Origin of the sequence: Pseudomonas sp. R15(2017) (genome assembly GCF_002112685.1) — a bacterium.
Lineage (GTDB): Bacteria > Pseudomonadota > Gammaproteobacteria > Pseudomonadales > Pseudomonadaceae > Aquipseudomonas > Aquipseudomonas glycinae.
Window position 1 is genome coordinate 355,446 of the sequence record NZ_NEII01000005.1, and the last position, 23,980, is coordinate 379,425.

23 protein-coding genes are annotated in these 23,980 nt (G+C 60.4%); 17 read left to right on the forward strand and 6 right to left on the reverse strand.

What is annotated here, in order from left to right:
- Positions 1 to 34: 34 nt before the first annotated feature.
- From CAF77_RS13365 to CAF77_RS13380, 3 genes are all read right to left on the reverse strand, one after another.
- Entirely contained in the window at positions 35 to 1,351 is a 1,317-nt protein-coding gene (locus CAF77_RS13365; protein ID WP_064382417.1) for an MFS transporter, read from the reverse strand.
- 235 nt (positions 1,352 to 1,586) lie between these two features.
- Positions 1,587 to 2,828 (reverse strand): transporter associated domain-containing protein, encoded by a 1,242-nt coding sequence (locus CAF77_RS13375; protein ID WP_064382416.1) that lies wholly within the window; start codon positions 2,826 to 2,828, stop codon positions 1,587 to 1,589.
- Positions 2,829 to 2,840: 12 nt separating this feature from the next.
- Positions 2,841 to 3,653: an inner membrane protein YpjD gene (locus CAF77_RS13380; protein ID WP_039769548.1), complete on the reverse strand. Its 813-nt coding sequence runs from the start codon at positions 3,651 to 3,653 to the stop codon at positions 2,841 to 2,843.
- 209 nt (positions 3,654 to 3,862) lie between these two features.
- On the opposite strand from CAF77_RS13380, the gene ffh reads away from it, so the two are divergent.
- The 6 genes from ffh (at position 3,863) to CAF77_RS13410 (ending at position 7,939) form a co-directional block, all read left to right on the forward strand.
- On the forward strand, positions 3,863 to 5,239 hold the full coding sequence (ffh, locus tag CAF77_RS13385; protein ID WP_064382415.1) for a signal recognition particle protein: 1,377 nt from the start codon (positions 3,863 to 3,865) through the stop codon (positions 5,237 to 5,239).
- 249 nt (positions 5,240 to 5,488) lie between these two features.
- On the forward strand, positions 5,489 to 5,740 hold the full coding sequence (gene rpsP, locus CAF77_RS13390; RefSeq protein WP_003185073.1) for a 30S ribosomal protein S16: 252 nt from the start codon (positions 5,489 to 5,491) through the stop codon (positions 5,738 to 5,740).
- Between the two features lie 5 nt (positions 5,741 to 5,745).
- Positions 5,746 to 6,282: a ribosome maturation factor RimM gene (rimM, locus tag CAF77_RS13395; RefSeq protein ID WP_011332613.1), complete on the forward strand. Its 537-nt coding sequence runs from the start codon at positions 5,746 to 5,748 to the stop codon at positions 6,280 to 6,282.
- A 3-nt stretch (positions 6,283 to 6,285) separates the two neighbouring features.
- Positions 6,286 to 7,038: a tRNA (guanosine(37)-N1)-methyltransferase TrmD gene (trmD, locus tag CAF77_RS13400; protein WP_003221981.1), complete on the forward strand. Its 753-nt coding sequence runs from the start codon at positions 6,286 to 6,288 to the stop codon at positions 7,036 to 7,038.
- Between the two features lie 45 nt (positions 7,039 to 7,083).
- Positions 7,084 to 7,434, forward strand: coding sequence for a 50S ribosomal protein L19 (rplS, locus tag CAF77_RS13405; RefSeq protein ID WP_003175895.1), 351 nt, complete (start codon positions 7,084 to 7,086; stop codon positions 7,432 to 7,434).
- Positions 7,435 to 7,525: 91 nt separating this feature from the next.
- A complete protein-coding gene (locus CAF77_RS13410) occupies positions 7,526 to 7,939 on the forward strand; it encodes an acyl-CoA thioesterase (protein ID WP_011332614.1) in 414 nt (137 codons plus the stop codon).
- Positions 7,940 to 8,056: 117 nt separating this feature from the next.
- Here CAF77_RS13410 and CAF77_RS13415 read toward each other — a convergent pair whose 3' ends face one another.
- Positions 8,057 to 9,865, reverse strand: a complete 1,809-nt coding sequence (locus tag CAF77_RS13415) for a sodium:proton antiporter (RefSeq protein WP_064382414.1) — start codon at positions 9,863 to 9,865, stop codon at positions 8,057 to 8,059.
- 107 nt (positions 9,866 to 9,972) lie between these two features.
- On the opposite strand from CAF77_RS13415, the gene xerD reads away from it, so the two are divergent.
- The 7 genes from xerD (at position 9,973) to CAF77_RS13450 (ending at position 17,163) form a co-directional block, all read left to right on the forward strand.
- Positions 9,973 to 10,869: a site-specific tyrosine recombinase XerD gene (xerD, locus tag CAF77_RS13420; RefSeq protein WP_085654715.1), complete on the forward strand. Its 897-nt coding sequence runs from the start codon at positions 9,973 to 9,975 to the stop codon at positions 10,867 to 10,869.
- Positions 10,870 to 11,012: 143 nt separating this feature from the next.
- On the forward strand, positions 11,013 to 11,744 hold the full coding sequence (dsbC, locus tag CAF77_RS13425) for a bifunctional protein-disulfide isomerase/oxidoreductase DsbC (RefSeq protein ID WP_064382413.1): 732 nt from the start codon (positions 11,013 to 11,015) through the stop codon (positions 11,742 to 11,744).
- A gap of 132 nt (positions 11,745 to 11,876) precedes the next feature.
- Positions 11,877 to 13,181 (forward strand): homoserine dehydrogenase, encoded by a 1,305-nt coding sequence (locus tag CAF77_RS13430; protein WP_011332618.1) that lies wholly within the window; start codon positions 11,877 to 11,879, stop codon positions 13,179 to 13,181.
- A gap of 109 nt (positions 13,182 to 13,290) precedes the next feature.
- A complete protein-coding gene (gene thrC / locus CAF77_RS13435; protein WP_064382412.1) occupies positions 13,291 to 14,700 on the forward strand; it encodes a threonine synthase in 1,410 nt (469 codons plus the stop codon).
- Between the two features lie 119 nt (positions 14,701 to 14,819).
- Complete coding sequence (locus tag CAF77_RS13440; RefSeq protein ID WP_064382411.1) at positions 14,820 to 16,190, forward strand: transporter substrate-binding domain-containing protein; 1,371 nt, start codon at positions 14,820 to 14,822, stop codon at positions 16,188 to 16,190.
- 118 nt (positions 16,191 to 16,308) lie between these two features.
- Complete coding sequence (locus CAF77_RS13445; protein WP_064382410.1) at positions 16,309 to 16,716, forward strand: response regulator; 408 nt, start codon at positions 16,309 to 16,311, stop codon at positions 16,714 to 16,716.
- Positions 16,717 to 16,881: 165 nt separating this feature from the next.
- Positions 16,882 to 17,163, forward strand: a complete 282-nt coding sequence (locus CAF77_RS13450) for a DUF3509 domain-containing protein (protein WP_064382409.1) — start codon at positions 16,882 to 16,884, stop codon at positions 17,161 to 17,163.
- Between the two features lie 174 nt (positions 17,164 to 17,337).
- On the opposite strand, the gene CAF77_RS13455 is transcribed toward CAF77_RS13450, so the two are convergent.
- Both CAF77_RS13455 and CAF77_RS13460 read right to left on the reverse strand, forming a co-directional pair.
- The gene (locus CAF77_RS13455) at positions 17,338 to 18,231 is read right to left on the reverse strand and encodes a TIGR02285 family protein (protein ID WP_170928953.1); all 894 of its coding nucleotides are present in this window, start codon (positions 18,229 to 18,231) and stop codon (positions 17,338 to 17,340) included.
- A gap of 13 nt (positions 18,232 to 18,244) precedes the next feature.
- Positions 18,245 to 19,444, reverse strand: a complete 1,200-nt coding sequence (locus tag CAF77_RS13460; RefSeq protein ID WP_064382408.1) for a CaiB/BaiF CoA-transferase family protein — start codon at positions 19,442 to 19,444, stop codon at positions 18,245 to 18,247.
- A 146-nt stretch (positions 19,445 to 19,590) separates the two neighbouring features.
- On the opposite strand from CAF77_RS13460, the gene CAF77_RS13465 reads away from it, so the two are divergent.
- The 4 genes from CAF77_RS13465 to CAF77_RS13480 all read left to right on the forward strand — a co-directional run bounded on the left by CAF77_RS13465 (position 19,591) and on the right by CAF77_RS13480 (position 23,861).
- Positions 19,591 to 20,133, forward strand: a complete 543-nt coding sequence (locus tag CAF77_RS13465; RefSeq protein WP_011332624.1) for a YaeQ family protein — start codon at positions 19,591 to 19,593, stop codon at positions 20,131 to 20,133.
- Between the two features lie 54 nt (positions 20,134 to 20,187).
- Entirely contained in the window at positions 20,188 to 21,897 is a 1,710-nt protein-coding gene (gene recJ, locus CAF77_RS13470) for a single-stranded-DNA-specific exonuclease RecJ (RefSeq protein ID WP_064382407.1), read from the forward strand.
- A gap of 231 nt (positions 21,898 to 22,128) precedes the next feature.
- Positions 22,129 to 23,235 carry an NADH:flavin oxidoreductase/NADH oxidase gene (locus tag CAF77_RS13475; RefSeq protein ID WP_011332626.1) on the forward strand — a complete coding sequence of 369 codons (1,107 nt, stop codon included), beginning with the start codon at positions 22,129 to 22,131 and terminating at the stop codon, positions 23,233 to 23,235.
- A gap of 92 nt (positions 23,236 to 23,327) precedes the next feature.
- Entirely contained in the window at positions 23,328 to 23,861 is a 534-nt protein-coding gene (locus CAF77_RS13480; RefSeq protein ID WP_064382406.1) for a GNAT family N-acetyltransferase, read from the forward strand.
- Positions 23,862 to 23,980 lie beyond the last annotated feature (119 nt).

Below are 23,980 nucleotides of genomic sequence, written 5' to 3' on the forward strand. Positions count from 1 at the left end.
ATCGCTCCCGCCTGTGCGGGAGCGATCATTGCGCTTACGACACCTGATTCAAATCGTTATTGCGCGTTTCCTTCAGGCACAGCACAGCGATCAAGCTGAGCACCGCGGCCGCAGACACATACCCGCCGACGTAACTCAAACCACCCATCGCCACCAGTTTCTGCGCGAAGAACGGCGCCGCCGAGGCCCCGACAATCCCGCCGAGGTTGTAGGCTGCCGATGCGCCGGTATACCGAACGTGTGTCGGAAACAGCTCCGGCAGCAGCGCGCCCATTGGGGCGAATGTCACCCCCATCAGAAACAGCTCGATGCACAGGAACAGGGCCACGCCCCAGGTCGAACCCTGAGTCAGCAGCGGCTCCATCAGAAACCCGGAAAGAATCGCCAGCACACCGCCGACGATCAGCACCGGCTTGCGCCCGTAACGATCGCTTGCCCACGCCGACAACGGTGTCGCGGCTGCCATGAACAGTACTGCGAAGCACAGCAGCCCGAGGAACGTCTCACGGCTGTAGCCCAATGTGGATACGCCGTAGCTCAGGGAAAACACCGTTGAGATGTAGAACAGTGCGTAGCACACCACCATGGCAGCGGCGCCAAGCAATGTCGGTGCCCAGTATTGGCTGAACAGCTCGACCAGCGGCACTTTCACACGCTCCTGACGGGCGATGGCGTTGGCGAACACCGGGGTCTCGTGCAGCTTGAGGCGCACGTACAGCCCGACCATCACCAGCACGGCGCTGAGCAGGAACGGAATGCGCCAGCCCCAACTGCGGAACTGATCGTCGCTCAGGCTCATGGCAAGGGTCAGGAATAGACCGTTGGCGGCCAGAAAACCAATCGAAGGCCCGAGTTGCGGGAACATGCCGAACCACGCCCGTTTGCCTTTCGGCGCGTTTTCGGTCGCCAGCAGCGCTGCACCGCCCCATTCGCCACCCAATCCCAGGCCCTGGCCGAAGCGCAGCACGCAAAGCAGGATCGGCGCCCACGCCCCGATGCTGTCGTAGCCCGGCAGCACGCCGATCAGCGTGGTGCAGACGCCCATCAGCAGCAGCGAAGCGACCAAAGTCGATTTGCGCCCGATCCGGTCGCCGAAATGGCCGAACAGCGCCGAGCCCAGCGGTCGGGCCAGGAAGGCGATGCCGAAGGTAAGAAATGCCGAAAGCATCTGCGCCGTGCCGGAAGTCTGCGGGAAGAACACCGGCCCGATCACCAGCGCAGCAGCGGTGGCGTAGACATAGAAATCGTAGAACTCGATGGCCGTGCCGATGAAGCTTGCCGTGGCCACGCGGGTGGCGGAGTTGGTCGGTTGGGCAGGCGTGGTGTCGCTGTAAGCGGTACTGGTCGTCATGCGGTGATCCCTGACAGTCATGAGCTCCGTTGGAGCGAATTATTATGGTCGAACACCCAGGGATGTGGGATGAGGCGCGATCGCTGCTTCAGGTAGGAACAGTCGTCGGTGTGATGCGGATATTGCCGATGAACCGGCCGGAACTTGTCGGGTGCGGGGTAAGCACACGGTTCGGCGGGGCTTGGGTAAGCACCGCGATTATAGGAAGGTGGCTAACGATTGAACAAGGGCCTGTCTAGCGGGCCGTGCCCAGCGTCGGGGTCGAAGTGGTGTGCCAGATCAGGACCTTGCTGACGCGGTTCTCTTCGGTTTCGAGAATCTCCAGCCGGTAGCGGCCGATCTTCAGGCAGACCGCGCTTTCCGGGATGGTTTCCAGCGCTTCGGTCACCAGGCCATTGAGGGTCCGGGGGCCGTCGCTGGGCAGGTGCCAGCCCAGGCATTTGTTCAGTTCGCGGATCGACGCCGCGCCATCGATCACCATGCGGCCATCGGCCTGCGGGTGGATGTGCGGATTGTCGAGGCTGTGCTCGCTTTCGAATTCGCCGACGATTTCTTCGAGAATGTCTTCCAGGGTGACGATGCCGAGCACTTCGCCGTATTCGTCCACCACCATGCCCAGACGCCGTTGCTGCTTGTGGAAGTTCAGCAGTTGCAGTTGCAGCGGGGTGCTTTCAGGGACGAAATACGGCTCGTAACTGGCCGCCAGCAAGGCTTCGCGGGTCAGGCTGCCGTTGTCGAGCAGGTGACGAATCTGCCTGGTATTGAGCACCGCTTCGACCTGATTGATATCGCTGTGGAAGACCGGCAGGCGAGTGCGTTGGTTCTTGCGTAATTGCTCGATGATTTCCTCGATCGGGTCGTCGAGGTTGATGCCGTCGACATCGCTGCGCGGCACCAGAATGTCGTTGACCGTGATGTTGTCCAGCGCATGGATGCCTGAAACCGGGTGCGGGCGCACCGGATGATCCGGGTCGTCATGACGCTCCGCCGGCACATCGTCTTCGCTCTGTTGCACCACCTGGGCCTTGCGGATGAACGGTTGCATCAGCAAACCACTGGTGCGGCTGAGTAGCCAGGCAAGCGGGTAAACGACCTTCAGCGGGACCGCCAGCAGCGTATTGCCGAACGACAACACCGCATCCGGATAACGCTGGGCGAGGGCGCGGGGGAAATAGTCGGCAAAAACCAGCAGCAGGGCGCCGGCGCCGAGGCAGGCGGCCCAGGGGCCATTTTCTTCACAGAGAAAGATTGCCAGCAGGGTGGCCAGAATGACGGCGAGGGCGCGGCACAGGGTATTGCAGAGGATCAGGCTGTCGAGCGGGAAGTTGAGCTTCGCCAGCGGCTTGTCGCTGGCGCGGGATGCGGTGCGTTGCGCGAGCAGGTACTGTTGCGCCGCTTCGACGGCGGTAAACAGCCCTGACCAGAGAATCAGCAGGACAAATACCGCGAGCATCGGCCCTATGGGCAAACCGTCCATTTATGCCGCCCGTCAGATATGCAGGATGTATTCACGAACCAGTTTGCTGCCGAAATACGCGAGCATCAGCAGGCAGAAACCGGCGAGAGTCCAGCGGATTGCCTTGTGGCCGCGCCAGCCGAGGCGGTTACGGCCCCACAGCAGGACGCTGAACACGATCCAGGCCAGGCAGGCCAGCAGGGTTTTATGCACCAGGTGCTGGGCAAACAGGTTCTCGACGAACAGCCAGCCGGAAATCAGCGACAGCGACAGCAAAGTCCAGCCGGCCCAAAGGAAGCCGAACAGCAGGCTTTCCATGGTTTGCAGTGGCGGGAAGTTCTTGATCAGCCCGGACGGGTGCTTGTGCTTGAGCTGATGATCCTGCACCAGCAGCAACAGGGCCTGGAACACCGCGATGGTGAACATGCCGTAGGCGAGGATCGACAACAGGATGTGTGCGAGGATGCCCGGTTCTTCATCGATGATCTGCACCGTGCCGGCCGGCGCGAATTGCGCCAGCAGTACGGTGATCGCACCCAGCGGGAACAGCAGCACCAGCAGGTTTTCCACCGGGATCCGCGAGCAGGCCAGCAGGGTCAGAGCGATGACGGCCGCAGCAATCAGGCTCGAGGCGCTGAAAAAATCCAGGCCCAGACCGATCGGCGTCAATAAATGAGTGAGCAGGCTGGCGCTGTGGGCCAGCACGGCGAGGACGCCGAGCGAGACCAGCAGGCGCTTGTTGGCCTTGGCGCCAGTGGCCAGGCGGGTGCCCTGATAGAGAGTCGCAGCGGCGTAAAGAAGGGCGGCGGCGAGGGTGGTCAGCAAACTCGGTGACAAGGGGAGCATAAATCCTGTTAGGCAAGCCCGAAAGGCGCTGAGTTTGGCATAGAACCGCCGTTGCACGAAAGACCGGCAAGCTGACAGCGAGGTGTCCGCCAGTCGCAGTCTTCGCTATAATCCGCGACCTGCCCACGCCGCAGGCTCGCCGAGCACATGTTGATTCCGGTCTGGGCCGCCATTATCCCGGTCTACACAGGGCCTGAAAGGATCGCGCAATGTTTGAAAACTTAACCGACCGTCTCTCGCAGACGCTGCGCCATGTCACCGGCAAGGCGAAACTGACCGAGGACAACATCAAAGACACCCTGCGCGAAGTGCGCATGGCGTTGCTCGAAGCCGACGTGGCCCTGCCTGTGGTCAAGGACTTCGTCAATTCGGTCAAGGAGCGTGCTGTCGGCACCGAGGTGTCGCGCAGCCTGACGCCGGGCCAGGCGTTCGTGAAGATCGTCCAGGCCGAACTCGAAAGCCTGATGGGCGCGGCCAACGAAGACTTGAACCTGAGCGCCGTGCCGCCTGCCGTCATTCTGATGGCCGGTCTGCAGGGTGCGGGTAAAACCACCACCGCCGGCAAACTGGCGCGCTTCCTTAAAGAGCGCAAGAAGAAGTCGGTCATGGTCGTGTCGGCGGACATCTACCGCCCTGCTGCTATTAAACAGCTGGAAACCCTGGCCAACGACATCGGTGTGACGTTCTTCCCGTCCGACCTGAGCCAGAAGCCGGTCGACATCGCCAGCGCGGCTATTAAAGAAGCAAAACTTAAATTCATCGACGTGGTCATCGTCGACACCGCCGGTCGTCTGCACATCGACGAAGAGATGATGGGCGAGATCAAGGCGCTGCACGCCGCGATCAACCCGGTCGAAACCCTGTTCGTGGTGGATGCCATGACCGGTCAGGACGCGGCCAACACGGCCAAGGCCTTCGGTGATGCGCTGCCGCTGACCGGTGTGATCCTGACCAAGGTCGACGGTGATGCCCGTGGCGGTGCCGCGCTGTCCGTTCGTGCGATTACCGGCAAGCCGATCAAGTTCATCGGTATGGGCGAGAAGAGCGAAGCGCTCGATCCGTTCCATCCTGAGCGTATCGCTTCGCGGATCCTCGGCATGGGCGACGTGCTCAGCCTGATCGAACAGGCTGAAGCGACTCTCGACAAGGACAAGGCCGACAAACTTGCCAAGAAGCTGAAGAAGGGCAAGGGCTTCGACCTCGAAGACTTCCGCGATCAGCTGCAACAGATGAAGAACATGGGCGGCCTCGGCGGGCTCATGGACAAACTGCCGAGCATCGGCGGCGTCAATCTCTCGCAAATGGGCAACGCTCAGAACGCTGCAGAGAAGCAATTCAAACAGATGGAAGCCATCATCAACTCCATGACCCCGGCCGAGCGCCGCGACCCTGAGCTGATCAGCGGTTCGCGCAAGCGCCGGATCGCCATGGGTTCCGGCACCCAGGTGCAGGACATCGGTCGCTTGATCAAGCAGCACAAGCAGATGCAGAAGATGATGAAGAAATTCTCCGCCAAGGGCGGAATGGCGAAAATGATGCGCGGCATGGGCGGAATGTTGCCCGGCGGCGGCATGCCAAAGATGTAAAAGAACTCGCCGGTCGTCGCACCGGCGCAGTCCCGCAAGGAAGCGGGATCCACAGCAAACCCGCACTCGGCGGGAGCTGACCGGCCGTGTTAAACGACGGCCCCATATGCAAATCTGCACGGCATGCCACAGGCGCCGGAAAAAGTCATTTGCAAAAGTCCGGATATTCCTTAGAATATGCGGCCTTTCGGGCACCCATGCCCGCTGTGCATTTAGATTTGCAGCACCGACTACAGGAACGATGTTCACATGCTAACAATCCGTCTTGCCCTTGGCGGCTCCAAAAAGCGCCCGTTTTACCACCTGACCGTAACCGACTCCCGCAACCCGCGTGACGGTTCCCACAAAGAACAGGTTGGTTTCTTCAACCCTGTTGCCCGTGGTCAGGAAATCCGTCTGTCCGTGAACCAAGAGCGCGTTGCCTACTGGCTGAGCGTTGGTGCACAGCCTTCTGAGCGTGTTGCTCAGTTGCTGAAGGAATCTGCCAAGGCTGCAGCCTGAGCAGTATGAGCGCGACGCCAGAAAAAGCTGATGACCTGATCGTTGTCGGCAAGATTTTTTCGGTTCACGGCGTTCGCGGCGAGGTGAAGGTCTTTTCCTTTACCGATCCGATTGAAAACCTGTTGGGCTATCGCAACTGGACGCTTCGGCGCGAAGGCGTGGTGAAACAGGTCGAGCTGGTCAGCGGCCGATCCACTCAAAAGGATCTGGTTGTAAAGCTCAAAGGCCTCGACGATCGCGATGAAGCCCGTCTTCTGAGCGGTTACGAGATTTGCATCCCGCGAAGCCTTTTGCCCGACCTGACTGCCGACGAGTACTACTGGTACCAGTTGGAGGGTCTGAGCGTCATCAACCAGGACGAACAATTGTTCGGCAAGGTTGATCACCTGTTGGAGACCGGCGCGAACGATGTATTGGTGGTCAAACCCTGCGTTGGCAGCCTGGATGATCGCGAGCGGTTGTTGCCCTATACGGAGCAATGCGTGCTGGCAATCGACCTGGAAGCAGGCGTGATGAGGGTGGAATGGGACGCGGACTTCTAAGCAATGGCCAGCCTGCGCGTAGACGTCATTACGCTGTTCCCCGAGATGTTCTCGGCCATCAGTGAGTACGGCATTACCAGTCGTGCGGTCAAACAGGGGCTCTTGCAGCTGACCTGTTGGAATCCGCGGGATTACACGACGGATCGACATCACACTGTGGACGATCGCCCGTTTGGCGGTGGTCCGGGCATGGTGATGAAGATCAAGCCCCTGGAAGATGCTCTGGTTCAGGCCAAGGCAGCAGCCGGGGAGGCGGCGAAGGTGATTTACCTGTCCCCCCAAGGCCGTCAACTGACTCAGTCGGCGGTACGCGAACTGGCGAAATCGGATGCATTGATCCTGATTGCCGGTCGCTATGAAGGCATTGACGAGCGCTTTATTGAGGCTCATGTCGATGAAGAGTGGTCGATTGGTGACTATGTGTTGTCTGGCGGCGAGCTGCCGGCCATGGTCATGATCGATGCGGTTACACGACTGCTGCCCGGAGCTTTAGGGCATGCGGATTCCGCTGAGGAAGATTCCTTTACGGATGGTCTGCTGGATTGCCCGCACTACACCCGACCTGAGGTGTATGCGGATCAGCGTGTTCCCGACGTGTTGCTGAGTGGCAATCACGCGCATATCCGGCGTTGGCGTTTACAGCAGTCCCTTGGTCGGACCTATGAACGACGCGCCGATCTTCTGGAAAGCCGCTCGCTTTCTGGAGAAGAGAAGAAGCTGCTCGAGGAATACATCCGCGAGCGGGACGATAGTTAACAACGTATCGATGGTAGATCAGACGATTTACCTTAGGAGCACAGCATGACCAACAAAATCATCCTTGCACTCGAAGCAGAGCAGATGACCAAAGAAATCCCTACCTTTGCCCCAGGCGACACCATCGTCGTTCAGGTGAAAGTGAAGGAAGGCGATCGTTCCCGTCTGCAAGCGTTCGAAGGCGTTGTAATCGCCAAGCGTAACCGCGGCGTGAACAGTGCGTTCACCGTTCGTAAAATCTCCAACGGTGTTGGCGTAGAACGTACTTTCCAGACCTACTCCCCGCAGATCGACAGCATGGCTGTCAAACGTCGCGGTGACGTACGTAAAGCCAAGCTGTACTACCTGCGCGACCTGTCGGGTAAAGCAGCTCGCATCAAGGAAAAACTGGCTTAAGTCCAGCTTCCGATGCAGAAAAAAGCAGCCTACGGGCTGCTTTTTTGTTGCCCGCAATTTATCCACCGTATTTCTGTTTCAGGCCTGACCCATGACCCCTCGCGAGCAAGAAATCGAACGCCGCACCGAGCTCTCGGTGACCCGCGTGACCAAGGCGGTTTTCCCGCCGACCACCAACCACCACAACACCCTGTTCGGCGGCACTGCGCTGGCCTGGATGGACGAAGTGTCGTTCATCACCGCCACACGGTTTTGCCGTTTGCCGCTGGTGACCGTGTCCACCGATCGCATCGACTTCAATCACGCGATTCCGGCAGGCTCCATCGTCGAACTGGTCGGGCGAGTGATCAAGGTCGGCAACACCAGCCTCAAGGTCGAGGTGGAAGTGTTCGTGGAAAGCATGAGCTGCGACGGGCGCGAGAAGGCCATTCATGGGCAGTTCAGCTTTGTAGCGATTGATGATGACAAGCGTCCGGTACCGGTGCTGCCGGGTTTCGCGGCCTGATCCAGCACCGAGTCGCGGCATTCGCGGGCTTGCCCGCTCCCACAGATTTTGTGTTGTCCGCTGATGTTGTGTTCGACATGGACACTGTGGGAGCGGGCTTGCCCGCGATTTGATCTGTCAGGCGCTGACGCTCTCAGGCTGAATCAGCGCCAGCAACGTCCATCCCGAGCCCGGTTTCAGCGTGGTCTCCGGCGTCACCACGTGCACCCAACCACTGTCATCGCGCATGAACAGCAGCGTCGCGCGGTTGCCATGCAGCGCCCGGTAATCGTCCCAGCCAAACCCGTCCGTCAGAGTCGTGCTGTACAGCTCGGCGCCCTGGCTCAGTTGGCTGGCCAGTCTGGCGTAAGTCAGCGCCTCGCTCCCCAGTTGATTGCCGCGATGTTCGAGGCTGGCGCGGTGCTTGTCGCTGCGCCGGCTTTCCTGACCACTGGCCAGGCCGAGCAGGCGTTGATGGCCGAAGTCATGACGAAAGCGCATGGCTGCCAGCGTATTGAGTTCGCCGGACGGTGACAGCGCCAGCAGATGCCCCAGCCCGACCAGGTCCAGATGCGCATCGGCGTGCTGCGAGGCCGGATTGCCAAAGTAGGTCGGCAAGCCTTCCATGCGCGCCGCGCGGATGTTTTCCCAGCTTGAATCCGTCAGCAGCACCCGGCTGCCCAGCTGTTGCAGCGACTTGCCGAGCAGGCGCGCAGGCCCGTTCGCACCGACGATCAGGAACCCGCTCGGCGCTGGTTCCGCAACCTTCAACAGACGCGCCAGAGGCCGGGCAGTCGCACTTTGCAGCACGACGGTGCCGATGATCACGGCGAAGGTCAGCGGCACCAGTAACAGCGCGCCTTCATGGCCCGCTTCATCCAGGCGAATCGCAAAGATCGCCGAGACCGCCGCCGCGACGATCCCGCGTGGGGCAATCCAGCACAACAGTGCACGCTCACGCCAACTCAGACTCGAACCGGCGGTACTCAGCACCACGTTCAGCGGCCGGGCGATCAACTGGATTACCAGCAATAGAACCAGCACCAGCGGTCCGAGGCCGATCAACGCCTTCAGATCCAGTCGCGCCGCCAGCAAAATGAACAACCCGGAAATCAGCAGCACGCTGAGGTTTTCCTTGAAGTGCAGGATGTGCCGCACATCCACGTTTTTCATGTTCGCCAGCCACATGCCCATCAGCGTCACCGCCAGCAGACCGGATTCGTGCATGACCTGGTTGGCGGCAATGAATATCCCCAGCACCGCGGCGAGCGATGCCAGGTTGTGTAGATACTCCGGCAACCATTGGCGCCGAATGATCGTACCGAGCAGCCAGCCGCCGGCAACGCCGAATGCACTGCCGCAGGCAATCACCCCGCCGAATGTCAGCAGGCTCTGTTCCAGGCCATTTCCTTCGGACCGAGCAATGATGAAGCTGTAGACCACCACCGCCAGCAGTGCGCCGATCGGGTCGATCACAATCCCTTCCCAGCGCAGGATGTTGGCGATCGAAGCCTTTGGCCGCACCACGCGCAGCATTGGCACGATCACGGTCGGGCCAGTCACCAGGGTCAGGCTGCCGAACAGGATGGCGAGCAGCCAGTCGAAGCCCAGCAGCCAGTGGGTCGCGACCGCAATCACTATCCAGGTCGAGAGCGCTCCGATGGTGACCAGCCGATGCACGACGCTGCCGATCTCGCGCCATTCCGACAAATGCAGGGTCAGGCTGCCTTCAAAAAGAATCAGCGCCACTGCCAGCGACACCAATGGCATCAGTAGCGGGCCGAACATTTCCTGCGGGTCGAGCCAGCCCAGCACGGGGCCCGCCAGAATACCGGTCAGCAGCAGAAACAGAATCGCCGGCAGCTTCAGGCGCCAGGCGAGCCATTGGCAGCCCAGCGCGGCGGCACCGATACCACCGAAAGCCAACAGAATTTGCTGCTCGTTCATTGAAGCTCCCTGTTCCTTGAAATAGCGGGCTATGAAAGACTAGCGGCCATTTCAACCGTTCACTCTTTATTTGCGCGCAGTTCCAAGCCTGCGTGTCTTGAGCGCCCATGCCTGCCATCGACCACCCACTGATCGACCAGTTTCTCGACGCCCTCTGGCTGGAAAAAGGTCTCTCCGACAACACTCGCGACGCTTATCGCAGTGACCTCGCGCTGTTCAACGGCTGGTTGCAGGACAAAGGTCTCGAACTGATCAATGCCGGTCGTGAACTGATCCTTGACCACCTGGCCTGGCGTCTGGAACAGAACTACAAACCCCGCTCCACCGCGCGATTTCTCTCCGGTGTACGTGGCTTTTATCGCTACCTGCTGCGGGAAAAACTGATTTCGGTCGATCCGACCTTACGCGTGGATATGCCGCAGCTCGGTCGGCCATTGCCCAAATCCCTGTCGGAAGCCGACGTCGAAGCGCTGCTGAAGGCGCCAGACCTGAGCGAAGCCATCGGCCAGCGTGACCGCGCCATGCTCGAAGTCTTGTATGCCTGCGGTCTTCGTGTCACCGAGCTGATCAGCCTGACGCTGGAACAGGTCAACCTGCGTCAGGGTGTGTTGCGGTTGATGGGCAAGGGCAGCAAGGAGCGGCTGGTGCCTATGGGCGAGGAGGCGATTGTCTGGGTCGAGCGCTACCTGCGCGACGGTCGCGGCGAGCTGCTGGGCGGGCGTCCCAGCGATGTGTTGTTTCCCAGTCAGCGCGGCGAGCAGATGACTCGGCAGACCTTCTGGCACCGCATCAAGCATCAGGCCAAGGTCGCCGGCATCAGTAAATCGCTGTCGCCGCACACCTTGCGTCACGCGTTTGCCACCCACTTGCTCAACCATGGCGCCGACTTGCGGGTGGTGCAGATGCTGTTGGGCCACAGCGACCTGTCGACCACGCAGATCTACACCCACGTCGCCCGGGCGCGTTTGCAGGATCTGCATGCCAAACATCACCCCCGTGGCTGAGCCCGTTTTGTCTTGCGACAGGCGCATTCGGCCACGCCAGCCTTATGTGGTAGGCTTTGCCGGTTTGCACGATGGGCGGTTATGACCCGGTGTTCCGGCACGGGCGTTCTGATCGTTCCATTTGTCCGCCTTCAGGAGTTCTCATGCGTCTGACCCAGATTTTCGCCGCCGCAGCCATTGCGTTGGTCAGCACCTTTGCCGCCGCCGATGAAGCGGCCGACAAAGCGATTCGCCAAAGCCTGGAAAATCTCCAGCTCGACGTGCCGGTCGATACCATCACCGCCAGCCCGCTGCCCGGTCTTTACGAAGTCAAGCTCAAGGGCAGCCGGGTGCTCTACGCCAGCGCCGACGGCCAGTACATCGTTCAGGGCTATATGTTCCAGCTCAAGGACGGCAAGCCGGTCAACCTGACCGAGAAGACCGAGCGCCTGGGCATTTCCAAACTGATCAATGCGATCCCGGTGGCCGAGACCGTGGTTTACCCGGCCGTGGGTGAAACCAAGTCGCACATCACCGTTTTCACCGATACCACGTGCCCGTACTGCCACAAGCTGCACGCTGAAGTGCCCGAGCTGAACAAGCGCGGCATCGAAGTGCGCTACGTGGCGTTCCCGCGTCAGGGCCTCGGCTCGCCGGGTGACGAGCAACTGCAAGCCGTGTGGTGCTCGAAAGACAAGAAAGCGGCCATGGACAAAATGGTCGACGGCAAGGAAATCAAGGCCGCCAAGTGCGAGAACCCGGTTTCCAAACAGTTCGCCCTCGGTCAGTCGATCGGCGTGAACGGTACACCGGCCATCGTTTTGGCTGACGGACAAGTCATTCCGGGCTACCAGCCTGCGCCACAAGTCGCCAAACTGGCGCTGGGCGCGAAGTAATTCGCATCGTCACGCTCAGGTGTTGACGAGCGTGGTCCGGCGGCAGGATTGCCGGGCCATCAACAGAGAGCCGCGAACCTGCGGTTGTTTTCACGGCCGGCCTCGCGTCGGCCGTTTTATGGGGAGTTCACAGTGAAACCGGTCAAAGTAGGCATCTGTGGGTTAGGGACCGTCGGTGGCGGAACCTTCAACGTACTTCAGCGCAACGCCGAGGAAATTGCTCGTCGTGCCGGGCGTGGAATCGAAGTGGCACAAATTGCCATGCGCACGCCAAAGCCTCAGTTCCAGACGACCGGTATTGCGATTACCAACGATGTCTTCGAAGTGGCCACGAACCCTGAGATCGACATCGTCATAGAGCTGATGGGCGGCTATACCGTTGCCCGCGAGCTGGTACTCAAGGCCATCGAGAATGGCAAGCATGTGGTCACCGCGAACAAGGCTCTGATTGCCGTTCACGGTAATGAAATTTTCGCCAAGGCACGCGAGAAAGGCGTGATCGTGGCGTTCGAAGCGGCGGTAGCCGGTGGCATTCCAGTGATCAAGGCGATCCGTGAAGGCCTGTCCGCCAACCGTATCAACTGGGTCGCCGGGATCATCAACGGCACCGGTAACTTCATCCTCACCGAAATGCGCGAGAAGGGTCGCACCTTCGAAGACGTGCTGGCCGAGGCGCAAGCGCTGGGCTACGCCGAAGCCGACCCGACCTTCGACGTCGAGGGCATCGACGCCGCGCACAAGCTGACGATCCTGGCCTCGATCGCATTCGGTGTTCCGCTGCAGTTCGACAAGGCTTACACCGAAGGCATCACCAAGCTGACCACCGCCGACGTGAACTACGCCGAAGCGCTGGGCTACCGCATCAAGCACCTGGGCGTGGCACGCAGCACCGCCGCCGGTATCGAGCTGCGCGTACACCCGACGCTGATCCCGGCCGATCGCCTGATCGCCAACGTCAACGGCGTGATGAACGCGGTGATGGTCAACGGTGACGCTGCCGGTTCAACCCTGTTCTACGGCGCTGGCGCCGGCATGGAGCCGACCGCTTCGTCGGTGATCGCGGATCTGGTGGACGTGGTTCGCGCCATGACCTCCGACCCGGAAAACCGCGTGCCGCACCTGGCCTTCCAGCCGGACTCGCTGTCGGCTCATCCGATCCTGCCGATCGAAGCCTGCGAAAGCGCCTACTACCTGCGCATTCAGGCCAAGGACCATCCGGGCGTATTGGCTCAGGTGGCAAGCATCCTCTCGGAGCGCGGCATCAACATCGAGTCGATCATGCAGAAGGAAGTCGAGGAACACGACGGCCTGGTGCCGATGATCCTGCTGACCCACCGCGTGCTGGAGCAGCACATCAACGACGCGATCGCCGCCCTCGAAGCGCTGGCGGGCGTGGTCGGTCCGGTTGTGCGGATCCGTGTCGAGCACTTGAACTAAACAGAAACAGCTGCAAGCTTCGAGCTGCAAGCGACAAGAGAAAAGCAGTCCGGCTTTTACTTGAAGCTTGTAACTCGTAGCTTGAAGCTCAAACCGAAGGTTTGCCCCTATGCGTTACATCAGTACCCGCGGCCAGGCACCGGCCCTGAATTTCGAAGACGTCCTGCTGGCCGGTCTCGCCACCGACGGCGGTCTGTACGTCCCGGAAAACCTGCCACGTTTCACCCAGGAAGAAATCGCTTCCTGGGCCGGCCTGCCGTATCACGAGCTGGCTTTCCGCGTGATGCGCCCGTTCGTCACCGGCAGCATTCCGGACGCCGATTTCAAAAAGATTCTTGAAGAAACCTACGGTGTGTTTGCCCACAACGCCGTTGCGCCGCTGCGTCAGCTGAACGGCAACGAATGGGTGCTGGAGCTGTTCCACGGCCCGACCCTGGCGTTCAAGGACTTCGCCCTGCAACTGCTCGGTCGCCTGCTCGACTACGTGCTGGAAAAGCGCGGCGAGCGCGTGGTGATCGTCGGCGCCACTTCCGGTGACACCGGTTCGGCCGCCATCGAAGGCTGCAAGCATTGCGAAAACGTCGACATCTTTATCCTGCACCCGCACAACCGTGTGTCCGAAGTGCAACGTCGGCAGATGACCACCATCCTCGGTGAGAACATCCACAACATCGCCATCGAAGGCAACTTCGATGACTGCCAGGAAATGGTCAAGGCCAGCTTCGCCGACCAGAGCTTCCTCAAGGGCACTCGCCTGGTTGCAGTGAACTCGATCAACTGGGCGCGGATCATGGCCCAGATCGTCTACTACTTCCACGCGGCCCTGCAATTGGGTGGCCCGGCGCGTTCGGTGTCGTTCTCGGTGCCGACCGGTAACTTCGGCGACATCTTCGCCGGTTACCTGGCGCGCAACATGGGCCTGCCGATCAACCAGTTGATCGTCGCCACCAACCGCAATGACATCCTGCACCGCTTCATGAGCGGCAACCAGTACGTCAAGGAAACCCTGCACGCCACGCTGTCGCCGTCGATGGACATCATGGTCTCGTCGAACTTCGAACGCCTGCTGTTCGACCTGCACGGTCGCAACGGCGCGGCGATTGCCGGCTTGATGGATTCGTTCAAGCAGGGCGGCGGTTTCAGCGTCGAACAGGAACGCTGGACCGAGGCTCGCAAGTTGTTCGATTCGCTGGCCGTGGACGATGCGCAAACCTGCGAAACCATCGCCGAAGTCTACGAACAGACCGGTGAAGTACTGGATCCGCACACCGCGATTGGCGTGAAAGCCGCTCGCGAATGCCGTCGCAGCCTGGACATTCCGATGGTGATTCTGGGCACGGCGCATCCGGTCAAGTTCCCGGACGCGGTGGAGAAAGCCGGTGTAGGAAAAGCTCTCGAACTACCTGCACATCTTTCTGATTTGTTTGAGAGAGAAGAGCGCTGCACTGTGCTGCCGAATGAGCTCAAAGCCGTGCAGGCCTTTGTCAGTCAGCATGGCAACCGCGGCAAGCCTCTTTAAGCGCGCAAAGCTGTCACATTTTGAAGCCCGTCTCCTGACGGGCTTTCTTGTTTTTGCATGCCACACTGCGCGCGTTTCGCCTACGAAGGACGGGCGAGTCGATGATGAAGGATGTGGCAATGCGGTTTTTTTCAGGATTGAAACCAGGGCTGTGCTGGTTGGTTTTATTGGGGGGCTTCGGGCTGTCGCAGTGGAGCGAATCAGCCCATCTGGCGAAGCATGCCGATGCGGTGGAGGCTGTTAAGCCCATCGAACTGGATGAGCATGAGCGTCAGTGGATTCGAGATAACCCCCGGGTGACTGTGGCGTCGGTGCAATACCCGCTGTATCTGTTTCAGGATGAACATGGCCAATGGAGCGGTTTGAACAACGATGTGCTCAAACACATCAGCGCCATGACCGGACTGCAGTTCGTCCATCAGGAGTCGTTCTCCACCGATCACATGCTCGAACGGCTTCAAAGTGGTGTCGCGGACATCAGCACGACACTGGCGATGAACGAAGAGCGCCGGGCATTTCTGGACTTCAGTCATGCGTTCGGTGGGGCGGGGTGGGTGTTTGTCGGGCATGCGGGCGAGCCTGCAATTCAGTCGCTTGAAACCCTGGCCAAGCGTGTTCTGGTGCTGCCGGCCAGGCATGCGCTGGAGGAAGGTATCCGGCGCGACTACCCGTCGATTGAAATCCGCTCCGTCAAGACCTATGCCGAAGCGCGCGCGCTGGTCGAGAGTGGAGAGGCCTACGCCACCATCGAAAACGAGATAGGTGCTCAGCTGTTTCCCTCCGGCCTGCTCAAGGTCGGTGGTCTGGTGGAGGGCAAGTGGGAGGCTGATCATCTGGCCGTGCGCAAGGGAATGCCAGAGCTTCTGAGCATCCTCAACAAGGCTTTGGGCGCTTTCTCGGTGGCTGAGCTGCGGTCCATGCGTCTTAAATGGCTGGCAGGCGTTTCCCCTTTGCCCGCCCCCTCGATCGGCGCACGAATGATCGAGTGGGGCTGCTGGGCAATGGGCGTTCTGGGCCTGTTTGGCCTGCTGTCGATAGTGTGGAACCGTCGACTGGCGGCCCAAGTGAAGCAGCGACGTGAGGCGGAAAAGGACCTGGGCGATCAACTGGCCTTTCAGCACGCATTGATCGATGCGATGCCCGACCCGGTGTTCGTTCGTGACCTGCAGGGCCGATTGCTCATGTGCAACCGAAGTTATGAGGATGCGCTTTCGGTCCGGCAGGAGCAGGTGCTGGGACGCATGCTGTTCGAGTTTGATGCACTGCCACAGGCTACCGCATTGATGCTGCACGACGAGTTCATGTTGCAAATGCATACGCGCAAGACGCGCTTCTGCAAGCGGCATTTATTGTTCAAGGGTGGCCTGCGGCAGATTTACCAATGGACGGTGCCCTTTTACAGTGCTGACGGAAAGCTGCGCGGTCTGCTGGGTGGCTGGACGGATATCACCCAGCGGCGGAAGGAAAACGGTTGTCGGTGTCCGCATTGAAGTTGGGAAAAGTCCTATAAAACCTGATTACTTTTCCGATGGGAGGCTTAGGACGACTGCCCTAGAGTGACAGGCCACTGCGGCGAGAATCCGCCCTTGTCGCTTCAGAGGTCGTCCCATGCGCTCGCTCAAAATACTGCTGCTTGAACCCGATCCGTTCCAGTTGATGGCGTTGCACCAGATGCTCAACGCCATCGGCATCTACGATGTATTGACCGCCCCTACGCTGGATTCGGCAAAGCGTTCACTTGAACGACGCGGCGCGGTCGATATCGCCATATGCAATCCCCAGCTCAAGGGCGGTGACGGACTGGCCCTGATCACCCATCTGGTCGTTCGACAAAGGGCACGAGCATTGATTTTGCTGGGGACGGTAGCCCCCAGCCTGCTGGCCGATCTGGAGAGCCTCGTGGAGGACGACGGGGTGAGGCTTCTGGGCAAGCTGCCTACGCCGGTTTCGGCGGTGCTGATGCGCAAGTTGCTGGACACCTACCTGTCGCCACCCCGACATCCGCTCAGTGCATGAGGCGGACGGTTATTTTTCTGTCATCTTCAGCCTGCATGCTTCGTCAGGCCGGGTGACGCTCCGGGAGAGGCCGGTGACCGGCAGAACTTTCCTCTCGGGCCGGTGGTCATTTACAGTGAACACGCCCCAGACACTGTGTTTTCGGACTATTGAGTGGAGATCGAGATGGAAAGTATCAGTCTATTGCTCGGTGAGGCTCTGAGCCCGTATCAGGTGACGTTGACCCCTCGGGGGCGCCACGGCGAATGCCTGGTGACCTTGAAGAATGGCAGCGGCGCGATCGTGGTGGAGCGAGAATTCAATCAGGCGCAACTGAGCGACAAGCGCCAGCTGACGGATGTGGTTGACGGCCTGCACCGTGACATCCTGATTGCCGAAGGCCGGCTGGAACCCTGTGTGATCGCCGCGTTGCGAAACGCAGCCCTCGACAAGCACCCGGCCCTCTGAAACTGATTATTCATTTGTGGGAACCTTCCTGCATCCAGATCAGTCAGACCCCGTAACAGCAGGAGCAAGCATTGTGCTCCGGTGTTTGTCGCTTGCTGCTACGGGTCTTTGATACAGACCACGTTTAACCCCGAGTCGTCTCCCCACTTCTCGGGGTTTCTTTTTGCCCGGATTTCACTGCGCGGCTTGTTGCTGAAAGAAAATCCGCGCCTGTTCCAGATAGTCCTGACGCCTCTCGGGGTCAAGCCAGTCGGCGTAGAGCCGGTCAAGATGCTCGTGGGGCAGGGTGCGCAACAGTTGATTGATCTCGGTAATCGCCTGTCGACCCGCCGTCGTGTCGGTACAGCCGACATGGCCGGACAGGTACTTGTCTGTGCCGCGAATTGCAAAGAACAGCAATTCGTCCTCGGCTATCTCGGCCTGCCGCGCCTGATAACGGATTTCCGGCCAGTAACCCAGGACCACCTGTAAACGCCCCAGGCGCTGCATCGACAACAGGCTGCTGAGTGCGTCGTTACCGTAATGGGGTGTCAACGCGCCATTCGGCGCCTGGCGCAGCAGTGCATCGATGTACTCGCCATAGCTGCGCTCGGCTACCACGCCGACTTTTCGCTCGCCGTTGGCCAGAAATGCCGACAGGTCGACTTCATCGTCGACCAGAAACGGCTCCAGCACTTCGCGATCTTTCCGACGCACCACAAGCCCATTGCTGACAGCGCGAAACGCGGGGATGGAGAAGGCGATCCATTGCGCCCGTTCCTTGTTCCAGATCAGCGACGGATCGCAGGCGAAGGGATGTTCATGCAGCATTTGAGTGCCACGGGCGCGATTGACCCGCATCAAGGTGTGTTCGTATTGCGGCATGCCGGCAATCAGCATCGGCATCAATTGATCGATAACGCCCTGGCCCTTTTTCGGACCCTCGAAGATCGTCAGCGGCGGCAGGTCGCGCAGCAGCCAGATCAGCGTTGGCTTGGCCTGCGCCCACGCCGGCAGCACCAGCAGGAATAGCAGGCCGAACAACCGCCAGGTCCACCAATGGTGGGCGCGGTTCGAGGCCGAGGGCATCAGGCGATTCAGCTCAGATGGCTCCGTCTTCGCGCAGCCGGGCGATCTGCTTCTCGTCGTAGCCAAGATCGTGGAGTACCTGCGCATTGTGTTCACCGAGCTGCGGTCCGACCCATTCGGACGAGCCGGGTGTCTCAGAGAGTTTCGGCACGATGCCTGGCATCTTGAAGGGTTTGCCGTCCGGTAGTTTGGCCTGCAGGAACATTTCCCGGGCCAGGTACTGCGGATCGTTGAACATGTCTTCGGCGCTGAAGATCCGGCTGGCGGGCACTTCCGCCTCGTTCAGCAGGTCCAGCACGGTTTGCAGCGGCAGCGAATTGACCCAGCGGTCGATCACGCCGTATAGCTCGTCGCGGCGAGTGTCGCGCCCGTCATTGCTGGCCAGCGCCGCGTCATTGGCCAGATCTTCACGGCCGATGATCAGCATGAAGCGCTTGAAGATTGCATCACCGTTGGCGCCGATCTGCACGTGTTTGCCGTCGGCGCTGGTGTGGATCGAGGAGGGTGTGATGCCCGGCATGATGTTGCCGGTACGCTCGCGAATGAATCCGAACACATCGAACTCCGGGACCATGCTTTCCATCATGGCGAAGATGGCTTCGTACAACGCCACATCGACCACCTGACCGAGACCGCCGTTGACCTCGCGATGACGCAAGGCCATCAACGCGCCGATCACGCCCCACAAAGCCGCAATCGAATCGCCGATGGAAATCCCGGTGCGTACCGGCGGGCGGTCTTCGAAACCGGTGATGTAGCGCAGGCCGCCCATGGATTCGCCGACCGCACCGAAACCTGGCTGATCTTTCATCGGCCCGGTCTGGCCGAAACCGGACAGGCGCACCATCACCAGTTTCGGGTTCAGCGCGTGCAGGGTTTCCCAGCTCAGGCCGAGTTTTTCCAGTACGCCGGGGCGGAAGTTCTCGATCAGAATGTCGGCTTCACCGAGCAGTTTTTTCAGAATCGCCAGGCCGTCAGGGTGTTTCAGGTTCAGCGTCAGGGACTTTTTGTTGCGCGCCTGGACGAACCACCACAGCGATGTGCCTTCGTACAATTTGCGCCATTTGCGCAATGGATCACCGCCATCCGGCGACTCGATCTTGATCACTTCGGCGCCGAACTCGCCGCAGATGCGCGAGGCAAACGGCCCGGCAATCAAAGTACCCAATTCAATGACTTTCAGACCGCTGAGCGGTTTGTTGGCGAACGGCATGCGAGATCCTGTAGGACAAGGCTGAGCAGATACAGCGTTTTAACATAGCCGGCTGTCAGTCGCGCAAGGTTGATCGCCATCAATTCGTGGATTGCCTACAGCATCGGTTAGACTTGCCGACTTTCCTCGTATCAAGAAGCCCGTTCATGGCCCAGCCGTCCACTACCTACAAATTCGAACTGAACCTCACCGACCTCGACCGTAGCGTCTACGAGAACGTGAAGCAGACTATCGCCCGCCATCCTTCGGAAACCGAAGAACGCATGACCGTGCGGCTGTTGGCCTACGCGCTCTGGTACAACGAGCAACTGTCGTTCGGTCGTGGTCTGTCGGACGTGGATGAACCTGCGCTGTGGGAAAAGAGCCTGGACGACCGTGTCCTGCACTGGATCGAAGTCGGCCAACCGGACGCCGATCGCTTGACCTGGTGCTCCCGTCGCACCGAGCGCACCAGTCTGCTGGCCTACGGCAGCCTGCGCGTCTGGGAAGGCAAAGTGATTCCGGCAATCAAGAACCTGAAGAACGTCAACATTGCCGCAGTCCCGCAGGAAGTGCTGGAAACCCTGGCCAAGGACATGCCCCGCGTCATCAAGTGGGACGTAATGATCAGCGAAGGCACGATCTTCGTCACCGATGACCGTGGCCAACACGAAGTCCAGCTCACCTGGCTGCAGGGTGAGCGCGGTTAAGTCCGCGCTACTCCGGAAAAATCCCACGTATTCAAGAGAAGCTCCTGTCACCCCATGCGTATCGATCCTCGCCCGTTGCCCGCCACTCTGCCGTTTCTCGGTGAACTGCCACCCCTGCTGACCCGCCTGTATGCGGCGCGGGGCGTGCAGTCCGAGGCGGAGCTGGACAAGAGCCTGGCGCGGCTGATTCCGTTCCAGCAGCTCAAAGGGATCGATGCGGCGGTTGACCTGCTGGTGACAGCGCTGGAGCAGCGGCAGCGGATCCTGATCGTCGGCGACTTCGACGCCGACGGCGCGACGGCCAGCACCGTGGGCGTGCTCGGTTTGCGCCTGCTGGGCGCGGCGCACGTCGATTATCTGGTGCCAAACCGCTTCGAATACGGGTACGGCCTGACCCCGGAAATCGTCGAAGTCGCGATGACCCGCGAGCCGCAGTTGCTGATCACCGTCGACAACGGTATTTCCAGCGTTGAAGGTGTCGCGGCCGCGAAGCGCCATGGCCTGAAGGTCTTGATTACTGACCACCACTTGCCCGGCGATGAACTGCCGCAGGCCGATGCACTGGTCAATCCGAACCAGCCCGGCTGCGAGTTCCCGAGCAAGGCGCTGGCCGGGGTCGGGGTGATTTTCTACGTGTTGATGGCTTTGCGTGCACGTCTGCGCAGCCTTGGCTGGTACGAGAACAAGCCGCAGCCAAACATCGGCGAACTGCTGGATCTGGTGGCGCTGGGCAGCGTTGCCGACGTGGTGCCGTTGGATGCCAACAACCGGATTCTGGTGCACCAGGGTCTGGAGCGAATTCGCGCCGGACGTGCGCGGCCGGGGATCAAGGCGATCCTGGAAGTGGCCAAGCGTGAGGCTTCGCGCATTACGTCTACCGACCTCGGATTTATCGTCGGCCCGCGCCTGAACGCGGCGGGACGTCTGGATGACATGAGCCTGGGCATCGAATGCCTGCTGACCCACGACCCTGCGCTGGCCCGGGAAATGGCCGCACAACTGGACGGCATGAATCAGGACCGCAAATCCATCGAGCAAGGCATGCAGCGTGAAGCGCTGGCCCAGCTCAAGGACTTGCCGGTCGAGTCGATGCCGTTCGGTTTGTGCCTGTTCGATCCGGAATGGCACCAGGGCGTCATCGGTATCCTGGCTTCGCGGATGAAGGAGCGGTATTTCCGCCCGACCATCGCCTTCGCCGATGCCGGCGACGGCCTGCTCAAGGGCTCGGGCCGTTCGGTGCAGGGTTTCCATATTCGTGATGCGCTGAGCGTGGTCGCGGCACAACATCCGGATCTGATCAGCAAGTACGGTGGCCATGCGATGGCGGCCGGTCTGACCTTGCCGCAGGAGAATTTTTCGTTGTTTGCCGAGGCCTTCGACGCCGAGGTGCGTAGGCAACTTCGCGAAGAGGACCTGACCGGGCGCCTGCTGTCGGACGGCACGCTGGCGGTCGAGGAGTTTCATCTGGAGCTGGCTCGTGCCCTGCGCCACGCCGGGCCATGGGGCCAGCATTTTCCAGAACCGCTGTTTCACGGGGTGTTCCAGTTGGTCGAGCAGCGGGTTGTGGGTGAGCGGCACCTGAAAGTGGTGCTGAAAACCGAATGCGGTTCGGTGAAGCTTGATGGCATCGCGTTCGGGATTGATCGCGATATCTGGCCGAACCCGACGATCAAATGGGTCGAACTGGCTTACAAGCTCGACCTCAACGAGTTTCGCGGCAATGAGACCGTGCAGTTGATGATTGCTCATATCGAGCCGCGCTAAAGATCATTGCGCCCTTTACTGAAGGGCGCAGGCATCTTCAATTGTGCTGTTTCATTTCGGAACCCTCCCTCATCCCCGGATGTCGACTAGGCTCTAAGCACTGCTTGATTGGCCTTGTGACGTCTTGTCGAATTTTTTGCCCGCGGGGGCGGGTGCTGCACCTTTTTCCTGTCACTCGTCGACTTTTCAAACAGAACCCTGGAGCCTGCCCACTGATTTGAGAGGTGCCCCATGAGTCTGCTGCTTGAACCCTTTACCCTTCGCCAACTGACCCTGTCCAACCGCATCGCCGTGTCGCCCATGTGCCAGTATTCCAGCGTCGATGGCCTGGCCAATGACTGGCATCTGGTGCACCTCGGCAGTCGTGCCGTGGGGGGCGCTGGCCTGGTGTTTACCGAAGCCACGGCAATCACGGCCGACGGGCGGATCACCGCCGAAGACCTGGGCCTGTGGAACGACGAACAGATCCTACCCCTGCAACGCATCACCCGTTTCATCAACGCACAGGGCGCAGTGGCCGGCATTCAATTGGCCCACGCCGGGCGCAAGGCCAGCACCCATCGGCCGTGGATCGGCAAACATGGCAGCGTCAAACCGGAGGACGGTGGCTGGATCCCGGTGGGGCCTTCGCCGATTGCCTTTGACCCGCAACACACCCAACCGAAACAGCTGGATGAAGGGCAGATCGCCCAGGTCATTCAGGATTTCGTGGCCGCAGCCAAACGTGCGCTGACCGCCGGTTTCAGTGTGGTCGAGGTGCATGCGGCGCACGGTTATCTGCTGCACCAGTTTCTATCACCGCTGAGTAATCAGCGCCGCGACCAGTATGGCGGTTCGTTCGAAAACCGTATTCGCCTGGTGCTGCAAGTGACCGAGGCGGTACGCGCGGTGTGGCCGGAAGAACTGCCGGTGTTCGTGCGCCTTTCGGCTACCGATTGGGTGGAAGACGGCTGGAATCCCGATGAAACCGTGGAGCTGGCGCGACGCCTGAAAGCCTTGGGGGCTGATCTGATCGATGTGTCATCGGGCGGCACGGCAGTCAACGCGGAAATCCCCGTGGGGCCGGGATATCAGACGCGCTTCGCCGAACGAGTGCGCAAGGAGTCAGGTATCGCCACCGGCACCGTGGGAATGATTACCGAGCCGGCCCAGGCCGAGCACATTCTGCGGACCTGTCAGGCCGACATCATCTTCCTCGCCCGTGAGCTGCTGCGTGATCCGTACTGGCCGCTGCACGCCGACGATGACCTGGGGGGACGCAAAGCGGTGTGGCCGGCGCAGTATCAGCGTGCGACCCATCGGGATCAGCCGATTCACGAGTCTGATCTGCGGGATTGATTCCGACCCGCCGCAAAGCCTATAAAACCCGCCATTGAACTGGCGGGTTTTTTTCTTGCCTGCCGTACGGAATTGCAAAGGAATGGAACGCGATGTTGATCGAACGTGAGCTGACTGAGTCTGACTTGCCGCTGCTGGCGCTGATCGACCGCAGCGAGTTGGTCGAAGAATGCTATCGCGTGGAAAACGGTGAGTTGATTCTGTATCCGGCGCGTTTCGACATGCGCGGCTGGCCCGAAGGGGAGGCGGAGGAAAATGCGCGGGTATTGGAAAAATGCTGGCGCAGCGGTGGGTGGCTACACGGGATTTTCGATGGCGAGACGCTGGTGGCGGCAGTGGTTGTGGATAACCGGGTTATTCACAATCAGGGTTTGAAGATGCGGCAGTTGAAGTTTCTGCACATCAGCCGCGGCTGGCGTGGACAGGGGCTGGGCGGGCGGTTGTTTGCCTTGGCCTGCGCCCATGGTCGGAGGATCGGCGCCGAGGCGCTGTACGTCTCGGCGACCGAGTCGCGCAATACCGTGGAGTTCTATCAGCGCCAGGGTTGCCGGTTGCTGGCGCAACCGGATCCCGAGCTGTTTGCACTCGAACCTCACGATATCCACTTTTACTGTCGCCTGGAGTGACGCCATCGCGAGCAAGCTCGCTCCCACAGGTTTTCGGTTGTACACAAACTCTGTGATCAATCGATATCCATGTGGGAGCTGGCTTGCCAGCGATGAGGCCCGATCCGACGTCAGAGAAT